This window comes from Paenibacillus sp. SC116, assembly GCF_024733555.1.
Classification (GTDB): Bacteria; Bacillota; Bacilli; order Paenibacillales; family Paenibacillaceae; genus Paenibacillus_B.
Genome location: NZ_JANIOF010000001.1, coordinates 2,441,109 through 2,456,784 on the forward strand (window position 1 = coordinate 2,441,109; position 15,676 = coordinate 2,456,784).

The 15,676-nt window shown below is 45.0% G+C and carries 14 protein-coding genes; 1 reads left to right on the top strand and 13 read right to left on the bottom strand.

Annotated features, from left to right (window positions below; all coding sequences use genetic code 11):
- The 13 genes from galU to NQ117_RS10730 form a co-directional block, all read right to left on the bottom strand.
- Positions 1–945 (bottom strand): UTP--glucose-1-phosphate uridylyltransferase GalU, encoded by a 945-nt coding sequence (gene galU / locus NQ117_RS10670; RefSeq protein ID WP_258277916.1) that lies wholly within the window; start codon positions 943–945, stop codon positions 1–3.
- 42 nt (positions 946–987) lie between these two features.
- Complete coding sequence (locus tag NQ117_RS10675) at positions 988–1,938, bottom strand: NAD-dependent epimerase/dehydratase family protein (RefSeq protein WP_258277917.1); 951 nt, start codon at positions 1,936–1,938, stop codon at positions 988–990.
- Entirely contained in the window at positions 1,935–3,281 is a 1,347-nt protein-coding gene (locus tag NQ117_RS10680; RefSeq protein ID WP_258277918.1) for a glycosyltransferase family 4 protein, read from the bottom strand. Before NQ117_RS10680 ends, NQ117_RS10675 begins: the two co-directional genes overlap by 4 nt.
- 29 nt (positions 3,282–3,310) lie before the next feature.
- Positions 3,311–3,967, bottom strand: coding sequence for a sugar transferase (locus tag NQ117_RS10685; protein WP_258277919.1), 657 nt, complete (start codon positions 3,965–3,967; stop codon positions 3,311–3,313).
- 57 nt (positions 3,968–4,024) lie between these two features.
- Positions 4,025–5,071, bottom strand: coding sequence for an NAD-dependent epimerase (locus NQ117_RS10690; RefSeq protein WP_258277920.1), 1,047 nt, complete (start codon positions 5,069–5,071; stop codon positions 4,025–4,027).
- Entirely contained in the window at positions 5,068–6,279 is a 1,212-nt protein-coding gene (locus tag NQ117_RS10695; protein WP_258277921.1) for a glycosyltransferase, read from the bottom strand. The genes NQ117_RS10690 and NQ117_RS10695 overlap by 4 nt, the downstream gene beginning before the upstream one ends.
- The gene (locus NQ117_RS10700; RefSeq protein ID WP_258277922.1) at positions 6,276–7,667 is read right to left on the bottom strand and encodes a glycosyltransferase; all 1,392 of its coding nucleotides are present in this window, start codon (positions 7,665–7,667) and stop codon (positions 6,276–6,278) included. The genes NQ117_RS10695 and NQ117_RS10700 overlap by 4 nt, the downstream gene beginning before the upstream one ends.
- Before the next feature lie 15 nt (positions 7,668–7,682).
- Positions 7,683–9,146 carry an O-antigen polysaccharide polymerase Wzy family protein gene (gene wzy, locus NQ117_RS10705; RefSeq protein ID WP_258277923.1) on the bottom strand — a complete coding sequence of 488 codons (1,464 nt, stop codon included), beginning with the start codon at positions 9,144–9,146 and terminating at the stop codon, positions 7,683–7,685.
- Positions 9,147–9,149: 3 nt separating this feature from the next.
- The gene (locus tag NQ117_RS10710; RefSeq protein ID WP_258277924.1) at positions 9,150–10,484 is read right to left on the bottom strand and encodes a lipopolysaccharide biosynthesis protein; all 1,335 of its coding nucleotides are present in this window, start codon (positions 10,482–10,484) and stop codon (positions 9,150–9,152) included.
- 18 nt (positions 10,485–10,502) lie between these two features.
- Positions 10,503–12,446, bottom strand: coding sequence for a polysaccharide biosynthesis protein (locus tag NQ117_RS10715; protein WP_258277925.1), 1,944 nt, complete (start codon positions 12,444–12,446; stop codon positions 10,503–10,505).
- A 261-nt stretch (positions 12,447–12,707) separates the two neighbouring features.
- Positions 12,708–13,433 carry a CpsD/CapB family tyrosine-protein kinase gene (locus NQ117_RS10720; RefSeq protein ID WP_258277926.1) on the bottom strand — a complete coding sequence of 242 codons (726 nt, stop codon included), beginning with the start codon at positions 13,431–13,433 and terminating at the stop codon, positions 12,708–12,710.
- Positions 13,417–14,178: a YveK family protein gene (locus NQ117_RS10725; protein ID WP_258277927.1), complete on the bottom strand. Its 762-nt coding sequence runs from the start codon at positions 14,176–14,178 to the stop codon at positions 13,417–13,419. Before NQ117_RS10725 ends, NQ117_RS10720 begins: the two co-directional genes overlap by 17 nt.
- A 326-nt stretch (positions 14,179–14,504) precedes the next feature.
- Positions 14,505–14,966 (bottom strand): PilZ domain-containing protein, encoded by a 462-nt coding sequence (locus tag NQ117_RS10730; protein WP_258277928.1) that lies wholly within the window; start codon positions 14,964–14,966, stop codon positions 14,505–14,507.
- 271 nt (positions 14,967–15,237) lie between these two features.
- Between NQ117_RS10730 and NQ117_RS10735 the strand changes: the two genes are divergently transcribed.
- Positions 15,238–15,618, top strand: a complete 381-nt coding sequence (locus NQ117_RS10735) for a helix-turn-helix domain-containing protein (RefSeq protein WP_258277929.1) — start codon at positions 15,238–15,240, stop codon at positions 15,616–15,618.
- The last annotated feature ends 58 nt before the right edge of the window (positions 15,619–15,676 follow it).

Consider the following 15,676-nt stretch of genomic DNA (forward strand, 5'->3'; position numbering starts at 1 on the left):
CTATGATCCTCCCGCCGTATATTCCATCAACTGATTACGTCTATCTGCAGCAACAGCGCCGTTCAGCACGGAATGCTGCTCGACAGTCTCTATGAGATACGCAAGCATGTCGTTAGACAGTTCCTCTCTCCTCAGTGCAAAATCTACCGTCGCTTTCAAGAAGCCAAGCTTATCCCCGACATCATATCGAGTGCCTTGGAACTCATAGGCAAGTACCGCCTGCCACTGATTCAGCGTCATTATTGCATCTGTCAGCTGAATTTCATTGCCAGCCCCAGGCTGCTGATGCTCCAGCACTTCGAAAATTTCAGGTCGTAACACATAGCGTCCCATAATGGCATAGTTCGATGGTGCTTGCCCTACTGGGGGCTTCTCCACTAAGGATTTCGTATGCATAAGGGAAGGCTCTACGGAAGGACCAAGCGGATCAATGATTCCATATTTGCGAACATCCTCATCTGGAACATACTGTACGCCTACGACAGAACTATGGTACCGATCGAACACGTCCATCAACTGTTTGATACAAGGAACTTCCGACTGCACAATGTCATCGCCAAGTAAGACAGCAAACGGCTCATTTCCAATAAACGTTCGTGCGCACAATATGGCGTGACCTAAACCTTTAGGTTCTTTTTGACGGATATAATGAATGTTAGCCATTTTTGAAATATGTTGTATCTCTTCTAGCGCATCTAGGTTCCCCTTCGCTGCTAGGCTTTCTTCCAACTCAAATGACTTGTCGAAATGGTCCTCGATCGCCCGCTTGCCTCGACCGCTAATAATCATAATGTCCTCTATACCCGATGCGATCGCTTCTTCCACAATATATTGAATCGTCGGCTTATCTACGATCGGCAGCATTTCCTTGGGCTGTGCCTTCGTTGCAGGAAGGAATCTCGTACCTAAGCCAGCAGCTGGAATAATTGCTTTTCTTACTTTCATTTCTTTCCCTCCATCCAGTTCTGTCTCTACCCCATAAAAATATTAATAAGCACCTCTCAGGACTGATACGGAATTGCGTCCAGCATCTTTTGTATAGGCCAGCGTACGTGCAAGTCCAGCCTGCAGGTCTATCGTAGGCTCCCAGCCCAAGCGATTACGCGCCTTTGCATTGTCCAAATAACTATGCTCAATATCTCCAGTACGCGGTTCCAAATATATCGGATCATCTACCCCTGTATGTGCTTGCAGTTGTCGATACAACTCGATCACACTCGTAGGCTCACCAGTGCTAATATTGACCGTCATACTTCCTTCGGACGTCAATGCCAGCACATTCGAACGGGCAACATCCTCTACATGTACAAAATCTCGTGTCTGATTGCCATCTCCGTAAATAATCGGGCGCCTGTTATTAAGCATTTGATCGACGAAAATCGATACAACACCGCCCTCACCTTTCGAAATTTGCCGTTCTCCATATACATTGGCATAGCGTAAAATGGAATACTGCAAATCAGGCAGTTGTTCATGGTACATTTTGATATATCTTTCAGGCGTATATTTGGAAATACCGTATGCTGACATAGGTGCTATCGGATGCAGCTCATCAATGGCTAAGTACTGCGGATTTCCATATGCAGCAGCCGAAGAAGAGTAAATAAAGCGGCTAACATGGTATTTTTCGCAGCACTGTAACAAGCGAATCGTACCTACAATATTTACTTCCGCGTCAAATATCGGCTCACGAATCGAGCGCTGCACATCGATCTGAGCAGCCATATGAACGATGGCATCAGGCTGCTCTTGTTCAAATACTTCAGTCAATTGCTCATCCATAATCGACATCTTATATAGCTTCGCTTCATTCGGTACATTCGCTACATTGCCGCTGCTGCCGTCATCAATCACAATTACGTTATGATTCGCCTGCAACAATTGATCAACAACATGCGATCCTATAAACCCAGCTCCACCCGTTACGAGTACGTTCAATGAAATCCCTCCTCCCTACTGCTATTTGCATAAGTAGCCTGTTCATGATGATCCGTTTTGGCTTTACCACGACTAACCCGTTGTTTATGCAACGAATGATAGAAATAAGCATGTGCCTGAACAACATCTTCAGGATCAAAATCCCGCAGCGCCCGAATATGTCCATTCACCCCTAAACGGACACACTCCTCAGGGTGCTTGATAAGCCAAATCATGCGTTCGGCCAGCTCGTGCATATCACCTGGCTCAATTAACAGACCCGTAATTCCATCCGTAACGGAATCCATCATTCCCGTTGTTCTTGTGGCTATCGTTGGTTTACCTGCGACCGCAGCCTCGATCAGCACATTGGCAAACCCTTCACGATACGACGGCAATACTAAACAATCTATCGCTGCATAAAACACACCAAGCTCCCTCTGAAATCCTACATGAATGATGCTGTCATCATGTTCAATCGTTTCTACTGTTTTTTCGGAGATCGGATCCCCTTGCTCCTTTTCTCCAACAAGAAGTAGTACAGCATGAGGAATGACTTTTTTAACGAGATGAAAAGCCTCGACGAGAATATCTACCCCTTTGTCCTTTGTTAATCGACCAATAAAGCCAATTACGGGTGTATCCTGAGAAATACCCAATGACTGGCGCAGTGCTTCTGACTGCTTTTGCCGTTCATCTGTCAAAATAAACGGCTCCGCCTTCACACCTTTACAGCTGCCATTATGGAGCACTTCCACCTTCTCAAGGGCACATATACGATTGCGATGCAAAACGTCCTTCAAACTAGGACTAACCGCGATAACTTTATGCGCACAAGCTGCCGACAGGCGCTCAGTCGTAACCATTAGAGCCCGCTTCCATCCCTTTAACGTTTCAAAACGCAATCCATGGCATGTATAAATCCGAACTGGCACTCGGCATAACCAAGCTGCAATACTAACGAGCAAGCCAGCCTTTGGCGTTCCAGCATTAACGATATCCGGCTTAATGCGCCGAATAAGTCGAATAGCATTCCATAGCGACACGACGTCTTTCGATAATGATATTTCACGCTCTATGGTGAGCTTCATGTGCGTCGCTCCTTCTAGCGCTTGTGAAGAGGGAGCACCGTCACTCATAACAAACACCGCGTATCCCTGCTCCTGCAAGTAACTGAGTTGGCGTTCAAGAAAAGATACTCCGCTCTCAGCAGTAACGGCGAATAGGATGCGATGATTTGCTTTCGCTGTTTTAGAAGCTTTAGCTGGTTGTGGTATTATGGAGTTTTCAGACTGCTGTAGAGCAGGCGATGATGGTTTTTCCTGTGTCGCAACTGCTGATTCGCGTTTATCCGACCTCGACATAGTAGCCTTATCCTCCTTGTACTCAAATTTCAACGTGCTCCTTTTCCAGTCAAAACGACCTTGATCGTCTTGAGAAAAATTTTCGTCTCCATCCGTACAGAAGGATTGGTTATGTAATGCATATCATGTTGAAACTTCTCTTCCGGAGTGAGATCGTACCCACCATTTACTTGTGCCCAACCTGTTAACCCAGGCTTAACGAGCACTCGATTCATAAAGCCGGGTATTTCTTGATTAAACTGCTGCATGAACGCATTTCGTTCGGGGCGAGGCCCGATGAGACTCATTTCGCCTTTTATTACATTGAGTAGTTGCGGAAGCTCATCTACTCTTGTCTTACGAATGAATTGTCCAACCTTAGTAACACGCGCATCATGCGTGGCTGCCCATCGAGGACCGTCCTTCTCTGCATCGATGACCATAGACCTTAATTTAATGAGCTTAAATTCCCTACCTCTATAGCCAACGCGATCCTGCACATAGAAAGCCGGACCTGTGGATTCCATCTTAATGCATACAATGACTGCCACTACGATAGGTGCAGTTAGCAAGAGAAGCATTGTCGCAAGCACAAAGTCAATGATTCGTTTAGCCAGTAGAAATAAGATGGAATCGTTCACTTTGGGCTGAATATATACCGTTTCCGAGCTCTTTTCACTTAACGTGAGTTCTGTTATTTGACCCATAACGAACCTCCCACAGCAAGAACTGGTATCCTAGTGAATGATCAGCCTAAACCTCATCTATACGTGAATCACACGCTCTGCTGTACGCTGCTCTTTATAGGTCAAATACCATTCAGCAAAGCGTTGAATGCCAACTTCAATCGACGTATCCGGATGGAAATCAATATCCTGCTGCAAGCTGGATATGTCCGCATAAGTTTGCGGCACATCACCAGGCTGCATTTCCTTCATCACAAGCTCGGCTTGAACGCCAAGATGCTTCTCCAATACACGAATGAAATCTAGCAATTGAACAGGTTGATGATTGCCAATGTTGTACAGCTTGTATGGAGCTTGTTCCCCATCTCGTTGTGGAGCAAGCGGAAGCAGCCTCATAATTCCTTCTACAATGTCATCAATGTAAGTGAAGTCGCGCATCATATTGCCGAAGTTATAGACATCGATCGGCTTGCCAGAAGTAATGCGTTCTGCAAATGAAAAATAGGCCATATCAGGTCTTCCCCAAGGTCCATACACCGTAAAGAATCGAAGACCCGTTGTCGGCAGATCATACAAATGACTGTAGGAATACGCCATTAACTCATTCGATTTCTTCGTAGCTGCATACAAACTAACAGGGTGATCGACTCGGTCCTCTACGGCGAATGGAATTTTCTTATTCGCCCCATACACAGAGCTAGAAGAGGCGTAGAGCAGATGCCCTACGCCTTGTAAACGGGCAGCCTCCAATATATTGGCTGTCCCAACGATATTCGATTGAATGTAAGCTTGCGGGTTCGTCAAACTGTAGCGAACGCCTGCCTGGGCTGCCAGATGCACAATTACATCCGGCTTTGTCTCCCGCATTAATTCGTGAATTCTGTCACCTTCTTCAATAGATAAGCGATAAAAGCGGAACGGTTCTTGCGGAACTTCTGCTGCTTCCCCTGCTTGCAGCAATACTTTCGATTGTTCCAGCAAACGTTCCAGTCGCTGCTCCTTCAAAGTGACATCGTAATAATCATTCATATTGTCTATGCCGACTACTTGATAGCCAGCTTCCAAACAGCGAGCCGCAACATGAGAGCCTATGAAGCCAGCGGCGCCTGTAATCCAAATGTTCATCCTTTCACCATCCCCGAATTCGATAAAATGGACTGGCGTACCGCTTCTTCTTTGAAAGACTGCCAAAAAGCTGTACGTCTCTTATCCAAAACATCCTTTGTATATTGTTGTGCAGTCGTAAAGTTAGTTGCAGCAGCATTCCGCTTCATGTCACGATTACTTATCATTACTTGCATCTTCTCCGCTAGCCCAGCAGCATCACCAGCTCGGAATATCCATTCCTCCGGCAGCAATTCAGGGATTCCTCCTGCGGTAGAGCCGATAGCCGGCAGCGCGCGGCTCATTGCCTCAATTAATGCGCGAGGAAGTCCTTCTTGGAAGCTCGGCTGCATGTAGAAATCTAACTCGTCTAGCCAACGGAATACTTCTTCACCGCTTGGCACAGGATCACAGAATTCCACGCGATCGGCTACGCCCCAACGTGCAGCGAGCTCGACCCATTTTCCTTTATCCCCTTCACCTAATACCCGAAGCCGAAGCATTTGTCCTTTTAACATGGATAGTGCTTCGATGGCGGTATCAACACCTTTGTTATTCGATGCCAGTGAGCCAACAATCCCTACCGTTTGCCAACCATCTGTTTGTTCATCCACACGCTTCAAACGATGATCCAGCACTTGTTGAGGTACTGGTGGAACCTCAACATTTGAACAGTTGATATGGTATCCCCAGCTTGGATAATGATGCTGTAAAAACGCACGGGTTACATAGAGCGCATAAGGAGCTTGTCGAACCGCATTCTTCGTTCTCCACGTCATAATCGGTGCATAACATTTGCCCTGCCATGAGCCATGATTCATCAGCGCATCCCATGCGTGACCAACAACTTCAACAGCCCACGGCTTGCCAAGCCGCTTAGCGACAGCAATCGCTACTGTCCCAATCTCGCTTGGTAAGCGTGCAATCAATCCATCGGCATCTTTAAGCTGCTCCTCTATGATGCGAGTAACCTCTTTGCGCTTGGTTAACTGCGAGACTGGGTTGCTTATGGAAGGAACACCATGAAAGCTCACGTTAGGACCGCTCGATAGTTTACGGTTCAAGCGTGGTTCATTCTCTCCAACCTCCACCACTCTCGTTACAATGGCCAGTTTCTCACAGACTTCCAAGTAACGAGCCCATACGGTGTAATCAAAATAATTATGATAAAGCTGCTCTGTACCTCTTACTTGTTCAATACGCACATCATAGGCAAAGACGAACTTCATCGCGATACTCCCTTCCTCACTGTACCGTCTTCCTGGGAAATGGCTTCAGTCGGACTAAAGTTATCTGGAAGCGGCGTTTCTTCAATTCCATGCTTTTTCAATACATCGCAGATAAGCGCTTCATACTGTTCAACGACATAAGATAGTGTAAATTTGTTTAAGCGCTGAAACTGAGTATCTATAGAATCCGCATGAGAGACTGCAATTTCACGGCTGGACTCAGGTTCAATGAAGTTGCCAGCATACTGCTGACTCCATACACTCGGTACCTCTTCATGCTGCCGTTGGGCAGTCAATTTCACCAAATGTTTTTCTAGTGCATCTGCCATTCCTTCAACATCCCCACACGGCACCAGTAGAGCAGAATGAATGCCTTCCAACACCTCTTCTGTACCTGTTGCCGTACGTGTAGCGACGATGCTCGTGCCCAAAGCCACCGCTTCGATCAGCGCTGTAGGCAACCCCTCTACATCAGAGCTCTGGACATATATATCAGCTTGACGCAGAATGGGCAGTGGGTTAGATGCATATCCTGGAAGTTCTACCCATGACCTTACATCTCTATCCGCGATAAGCTTTGTTAGACGTTCACGCTCTGCACCTTCACCGATAATAAGCGCTCTAACTTTGTATCCTCGCTGATGAAGCAGATACACGGCCTCGATGAGCAAATCATATCGCTTTTCAGGCGACAATCTTCCGAGCCCTAACAGCACGGGTATTCTCGTTGCCTCTACCTCTTGATTACCATCTGTATTTGCTGCATCTTCAATGATCTCGCTAACGTTTCTTGTTCTAGCTTCCACCAGCCCCTGCTGCAGCCAGTGATGCTCATAGTTTTCATTAGCACGTCTATAGAAACTGTCATTCAACACCGCATTATAGATGACATGGACCAATGACCGAGGAACTTGAAGAATATACTTCAACTCTTCTCCCATCATGTGCGAGCAGCCAACAACCGCATCGGCTCTCTTATAGCACCAACGTCTCATCATGTTTACACCCTTACCTCGATGGCGGCTAATCGAGCTGTGTTCACACAGCACGGTAGCAAACCGCAAACCTGATAAGCGACGCCCTACAACATTAAGCACATTGTTTTCCCACATATGCGAAATGACTACATCAGGACGAACTTGACGCAGCACTCGAATATAAGCTTTCCAAGCACTTCGGAGTCGAGGCGCGTTCATTTCGGATACCTGTACATAAGAAGGAAGGAGGGACATATAGGGTCCCTCCTTCCAATTTACGATAAGATGAAGTTCATATCGCTCGGGATTGAATCCCTGAAGCAGCATACTGACAGCCTTCTCCGCACCTCCGCCAGCCAATGACGTAATTAGCATAGCAACACGCAGTTTTTTGCGAGTCTCCCCAATCATTGCTCTCACCTCAAATTAGCTACTTCCTTTAGCACGAAACGTATTCGCTTTATGACGTTCTGGAATCCTCTTCATAATTTGCTCTAGCACTTTCGGTCTCATAATCGCTGCCAATACCACAATAAATATGACGAATACAAAAGCATAGGCTATATCCATCACGACAACGTTCATAGGACTTCGCTGGAACATGATCGCTAACGGCAAGCAAATATATTTGAGCATCGAAGTGCGAGATATCCACACTAACAGCACACCTACTACAAAAAATTGCACCACTATTCCCATGTGTCCCCCAACCATCCATGCTTGTGCAATCGGGGAGAACCCTCTTCCTCCGCCTTCATTAAAGATGTACGGATAAAAATACCACACATACCAATCACCCAACGTTCTTGGTTTCCCATGCCCGAATACAGATTGATAGACGACAGAAGGTAGCATATACGCCACTGATGTTAAGTAAGAAGGGTCTGCTTCTGGATAATGGTCAACACTAGTAATATCTAATGTGACAAGAAAGCCCGCTCCTGTCTCCCCAGTAGAAAATGCCCATCGCTCAGGAGGAAAAGAAGATAACGGAACATCTTCAATAAGACTGAGCCTTGCATTATTGAACAGCGACGAAATAAATACCATCATAATTAGAATAAGGACGACATGTTGGAATCGACTTATACGGATGTAACCACGATCGATAAAGAGCGCCAAACTTGGCAGCAACGCGATGACAACGTAGAGACGACTTCCTATCAAGAAAAAGAAAAAGAACGTTAGCAGCAGTACAATAAAACCAAACAGTTTCAGTTGAGCGCGCGTGCGCACAGACATCGCCAATAACAACAAGGAGCTCGTTATAATAGATTTCCATGGCAGTGATATTCCCTCAACAGTGCTAATAGCTTTAAATCGTTCAATTCGATTAGCTGCTCCTAAAGAGGCGAATCCACCTAAACGTGTTTGATCATAGGCCATAATCGCAATTCCAATTAGTAACACAATTAGCGCAGGCCAGAACAGCAGCGGCCTGAAGAGACGATTTTCTGCTTCTTTCTGCTCGATATGTTCGGGCGTCCACAGCGATTTACTAAATTTGGGGCGCCCTTTTTTCAAGCGAATGACCGATGCTACCGTTATACCGATCAACATGCAAATATTCGCCAATACATATAACTGTATAACGTTGACCAGTTCTTCTTCCGTTCGTTCATGAAGCGAACCAATAATATGATCCAACGGATACGTAATGCTGTAAAGGGTGAAGAACAGTAAAAATAACGTAATCAAATTGTTGAACATGGAGCGGATTTGATTGCGTTTGCCATACCATATACTGAACGATAAATTCATACCCACAAGCAGCACGATATAAAATAATAATGGCTGTTTGTCCAGCCACTCATACATTCCATATATGATAGCCAGCATAACTAGGCCTGATAGGACTGTTACTATTGCTAGTTTGTATGTACGTCCCATTTGTCACCCACCTGTCTTTTCAGAAAGAAGTACGTTAGTTTTCAATTTTTGACGCATCAGGACTTTCATACAGTTACGCCAAGCAACACCCGCCAAAGCAACAGATAGCGAATTGGAGACCAGCAGTACGTAACCAGTACTTTGCATAGGCATATCCATAACGGTTACCGTATATTGCAGCACGATAGTGATAAGCACGGTACATAAATGAATAACAAGTTGTGCCCGAAACACTCTTGCAGCTGTCAAAGCAAATCCAAGCAAGGAACCGATGCAGCTAAACGCGGTTGAAATCGTTAGGATCAGGAACAAGTCACTATACTGTGCATAATCAGCTCCATACAAAATCGTTAACAGCCAAGAGCCCAGCAACCAGCTTCCTAGAGTCATCCCTACTCCAATCGCGCAAATCATATAAGCTGCCTTTCGCAGGACGGAACGAAGCGCTGGGCGATCAGCTGCTGACCATGCTCTTGCAAGATGCGGGCTAATGCTCTGACCGAGGGCTGAAACGACAGTAGTAGCCGCTACCATCACATACATGAGAGCTGAGAAATAGCCAAGTGCAGCCTCGCCATAAGCATCAGAGATGAAGTAGCGAGGTACGTTCGCTTGCAGAGATACAAGCATCATCACGACTCCCATCGGCCAACATTGCTGCAATAGTTTCAGCCCTGCCCGTCTGCTTCCGCTCCATGTAAAACCTTCGAGCCGCCTTGCTCTCGGTATATCAAAGGCAATCAGTATGCATCCCCATGTTAGAGCGTACACAGTCAAAGCTGCGAGCAAACTTTGTGTGTATAGATAAGCTCCACTGAATAAAGACAAAGACAGCAACCCACGCAGGATGAGAGATTGTGCACTCCAATCCATACGATGATGCTGCTGCCACCATCCATACAATAATTCACTAATGGATTCGAACCATTTCGATATCCCGATTAACACAATAGCCATACATATTTCCCAGCTTGAAATATACATCGCTGCACATCCGAGTGTAGCGATTAATGCTAAAAAAGAACTTATGATGCGAAGCTGAACATACACGCCAGTAGCGTACAATTGTTCTGTATCGGTAGCCAATATTCCGCGCAGCTGCATATTTGTAAATAAAAAAATAGGTGCGCTAATCGCCAAAGCTAACGAAAACACACCGACATCTTCTACAGATCCACGCTGTGCCAGCACGATCAACAACGCCCACTGACAAGCGGCATACAATACATTGCCTGTAAGCGTCCACGAGAACAGATGCCACAAGGAAGTCCGTCGTGTGTGCGCATTATGATTGGCCCCTGCCATGCGCTTGCCCCGTCTACTTAGAAGACTTCCCATCCATCTCTCTCCTTTTCGTTATACCAAAGACAACTTCTGCTCTCTCCAATCGACAACCGCTTTTTTCTCATCTGGTTCTTCCATACACGTAGTCGCTGCAACCTGATTCGTAAATCCATCTTCGTTAGGCAGCATATAAGTCGGGATTAGCCGCTGCAGCGCTTCACGTATAGGTGGATTTTCTTCATTGAGGATTTCTTTTATAGCAATGACTTCCTCTTCAAGTACCTGCTGCGGTACAATTGGTGGCCGTCCCACAAAAATACGTGAATGTTTCGTTACGTTCAATCCTTCTTCTACAGTGAGCATTTCCTCAAATAACTTCTCACCAGGCCGTATCCCTGTAAATACAATTGGAATATCAACCTCAGGCTCATAGCCAGACAAGCGGATAACCGCTCTAGCCAGATCCACGATCTTAACTGGCTCGCCCATGTCAAGCACGAACACTTCTCCGCCTTCTGCATAAGCGCCAGCTTGCATAACAAGCTGAACAGCTTCCGGTATCGTCATAAAATAACGGATCATATCAGGATGTGTAACGGTGACAGGCCCTCCACTTTGAATCTGTTCTTTGAACAAAGGAATCACACTGCCGCGGCTGCCCAACACATTGCCAAATCGAACGGCTGCGAACACCGTCGAGCTTTGTTTGCTTAAGCTTTGAATATACATTTCAGCTGCGCGCTTCGTCGCTCCCATGACACTTGTCGGATTAACCGCCTTATCGGAAGAAATAAATACAAAACGATCTGCACCGTAGCGATGCGCTGCCAAAGCAACATGAATCGTTCCAAATAAATTGTTCTTCACTGCTTCCGTTGGATTGCGCTCCATTAACGGAACGTGCTTATGAGCGGCTGCATGGAATACGACCTGCGGCTCATAGGTAGCAAATATACGATCAATGCGAGCTGCATCTTTCACATCAGCGATTATCGTTTCTAACTTCAATCTTGGATACTTGGAGCGCAATTCACGCTCGATGACATAAATACTGTTCTCCCCTTGTCCCAGCAGCAGTAATGCATGTGGCTCGAAATGAGCAATTTGCCGACAAAGCTCTGAACCTATCGAACCTCCTGCTCCGGTAACAAGCACCGTCTTCTCATGCAAATACGTAGAAATATGGCCCATATCAAGACGGATTTGTTCTCTACCGAGAAGTACTTCAATGTCGACATCACTAATCTTGTTAATCGTTACTTTTCCTTGAATCAGATCATTCAACAGCGGAATCATCCTCACTCTAGCTTTCGTTTCGATACAAATATCGACGATAGGCTTCAACTGCGACATGGAGAGTGATGGGATGGCAATGACAATTACTTCAACGTTATATTCCTTCACAAGTTGAGGAATATCCCGCAGCATCCCCGCAACAAGAACCCCATGAATTTCACAATGAAGCTTAGAGATGTCATCATCAACGATACATATTGGCTCCATCGGCTCCAAGAAAGTAGATTTCTGTTTAAGCATCTCTCTCGTTATAAGACTGCCACAGCTGCCAGCCCCAACAACGAGTGTCCTCGTCCGTTCGGATTTCATTTTTGAGTGTTCGCGACCTGAACGCACTTGGATCAGACGTCGGATAAATCGGATCGCACCGATTCCAATCAGCATCGTTTCCAACAACGTCAAAATAATGCCAACCGACATATTTCCACCCAAACACAGCCATGTAACACAAAAGGCGATCAATACACTTGTACAGAGTGCCTTAACAATGGAATATAGTTCTCCTACACTTGCGTACTGCCATACTCGATGATAGAGCTTACATATGTATAAGCTTGCTAGTGAGAAGACGACTGTTAATCCACCAAACAGCATTCCGTGCGGCATAAACTGTTCTTTCCACCCGCTCCCATATTGCAAATAAAAAGCGAGCACAATACTACTGCTGACGACAGCTGCATCCAGACTCATCAGAACGAATAACCGCTTGGCTTTGTTCATGCTATGAATCGTCCCTTCTTCCCTTTTGACCTATTAAAAGATACAGCTATGTCGTTTATGCCACAACATGACATGGTCGTAAACGACACAACTCTCTCTTTTACAAGAGACATAGGGCATTTAACCCTTCCTCACATCGCACCACCGACGATAAACGTCTAAGGCGAAAATTCGCCCACAGTACGACCGAGTACCTCCAATGATATAGGTGTAGGAGATATTACCTTGCCTGCGAAAATAATCACAAACGACATTAGCCAGTTACTTGCTTGCTGCAGACATCTTTAACCCTTGCTGGGACCGAGCCCCTTTTTTCATCCATTTCTTATCCATATGTTCCTCACTTGCATTCAGCACCGTGCCAAGTATATGAGCATGAACGCGTTCCAATTGGGATTGAGCCTGTTGCAACGCCTTCCATTTTGTTTTGCCTGGTTGAACAACGAGCAGAACACCATCCGAACGAACCGCAATTTGCTTTGCTTCGTTTACAAGCAGCACTGGCGGTGCATCGAACAAAACAATGTCATAGGCTTCGCGGGCTTGTTCAATGAATTGATCGAACTCGGATGAGGCAAAGATTCTACCTGGATCGTCCAGGAGATCTCCCGCACTGATGAGGTCTAAGTTGTGAATCGATGTTTCTTTGGCAAATTGTGACGGGGGGGTTGAAGTCTGTAATAGTTGTAACAATCCTTTTGAACCATCTATGCCAAATACTTCATGCAGACGGGGTCTTCGCAGGTCTCCATCTACAAGCAGCACCTTTTTACCTTCTGAGGCAAAGGCTACAGCTAGATTCGATACCGTTGTCGTCTTCCCCTCACTCAAACGTGAGGATGTAACCGTAATAACGCGCGGCGCATACATTTCTTCACCTCGCTGAACGAACTGCAATTGTGTACACAATGAACGATAAGATTCAGCTATTGGAGAAAAGGGCTGCCGCTCCATAATTCGCGCGTATTTATCACTGAGTCGTAACATAAGCGTCCCCTCCTGACGTTGTCGATCTTTGTTTAGACGCTCTATCATGCTTGCTGCGGACATGCTTCCTATTCATCTTAGGAATAACCGCCAACGTCGTAAGACCCGTTGCCAATTCAATATCTTCTTCGGTATACACACTGTCGTCGAAGAAAGAGATAACAAGTGCCAAGCTAATTCCTGCAACAAAAGCAGCGATAGCAGCGATAATGACATTCATAAGCCGATTGGGCTTAATCGGGCTTGCATCCGCATTTTTATCAGCTGAGGTTAATAATGTGACATTGTCTACGTGCATGAGGCTTGGTATTTTTGCAATAAACAAAAGCGTTACTTCGTTTGCAATCCGTGCTGCCATCTGGTAGGACTCATTCTCTACGGAGATCGTTACCACTTGTGTATCATTTGTTGAAGACACCTTAACCATCGAGAGCAGTTGAGTAGTTGTGTACGGGATGTCAGCATTTTTTCGCAGTACCTCTTTTAAAATCCAATCCGTACGAATTAACTCTTTATAGGTCTGTATTAGCTTAATATTCGCATTTAGCTCGTTAATGTTGATCGTTCCTTGCCCCTCTTCAAATTGCGTCTTATTGACAATAAATTTGGTCGATGCTTGATAAACAGGCTTTAACACCAAATAGCTGTAATAAGATGAAGCAATTATGCCGATAACTACAAAGAAAGCTATTATCCCCTTTCGCTTCCATATCGTCTGCAGCATATGTTTAAGATCGAGTTCCATCTGTTGACTTATCCTCCTTATGATTAATGAATACTGTTCCTAAGCTTTTTAGAAACTTACTCCTTACATCAATAGTCTAACTTTCAACAATTCGATAACATGTTTGTATAATCGACTTATTTTACTGAAACACAGTCCTATAATAAGCAGTCTATAAATGGATTCGAAGCTCCCCCTTACTTCGTGACCCTGTAGAAACAAGCGGAATGCTGCGCATTTTTACAAGGAATCAAACCTATTGATGTCGAATAAATGATTTAGCTAGAATTAATGATGGTCACAATGACATTCCACTTCGAAAAATGGTATAATATGTACTGGGACATCTATATTTTCCATATACCTTCACTTGTCGTTCGCAGTACTTGATCGCTTACCCTTTGATACATCTCATGAATGCCTTTTTGTGTTGGCATCATACGAACCAACTCATCATTAAGCAAACGCAATAAGCGCGAACGTTCTTCAGACATAATCTGAAGACGAATCCCGTAACGGAATAGATGTTGATCAGGATCACACCATACTACACGGCCAAACAGTATGATTTCCTGTTCATGTAAACGGAAGTTGAAGCGAAGAACATAATCACGTTCATGCTGGAGCGGCAGATCTAGATGTGAAAACATATACAGTCCATAAGGACTTACAGAGGTGACTATAACAGGACATGTAAGAGAAGAATTCACCGGTTTCTGGTTGACAAGTTCTACGCCCATGGATGCTAATACGGGACGCTTCAAAGTAAGTCTTAGGCTTAAATGATGAGGAAACCCACTTATCGACATGGTTGTATCCCCTTTACTAAGCAAAAAATAATCATAGAACCGATGATGAGTGAAGGTGAGCGCATATAACGATACATTTTGTAGATTTATATTGGGATTAGAAGGTTGATTTTGATACGATTTGTAACTTTTCACCTCTTTACTTTACGATACATAATGTAGCATGTCAATCCTTTTTAAGTTCTATTTTTTAATTCATGCCTACAGTGATACATTTCGTCACGTAACAATAAAAAGGTGTACAGTTACCCGTCACAGAGGAGGATACAAGATGACAACAGGGAGTCGAATATCACAGTTAAGAGAGTCAAAAGGTTGGACTCAAGAGGAACTTTCCCACAAGTTAGGTATTACGAGAGCAGCATTGTCTCATTATGAGAAAAACCGACGTAAACCGGACTTTGAGGCACTAACACAATTAGCGGATTTATTCGAGGTATCGATTGATTATCTCGTTGGCCGTACTTCACTTCCTCAAATGGAACTTTCACCTGAAGTACATGCTTTTGCTGAGCAGTTGGAGTTGGCTGAAGAGGAAATACTGCAACGATTCAAATTAACGGTAGATGGGGATGAATTAACCGAAGAAGAAGCTAGACGTTTCATCGCCTTCGTACGAGCTGAGCGTTTAATGCGCGGCACCCTATCCTAAAATGTTTCTAAACACGGAACAAGCGTGCAGACGTTGTACATTCGTACGGTCCACACGC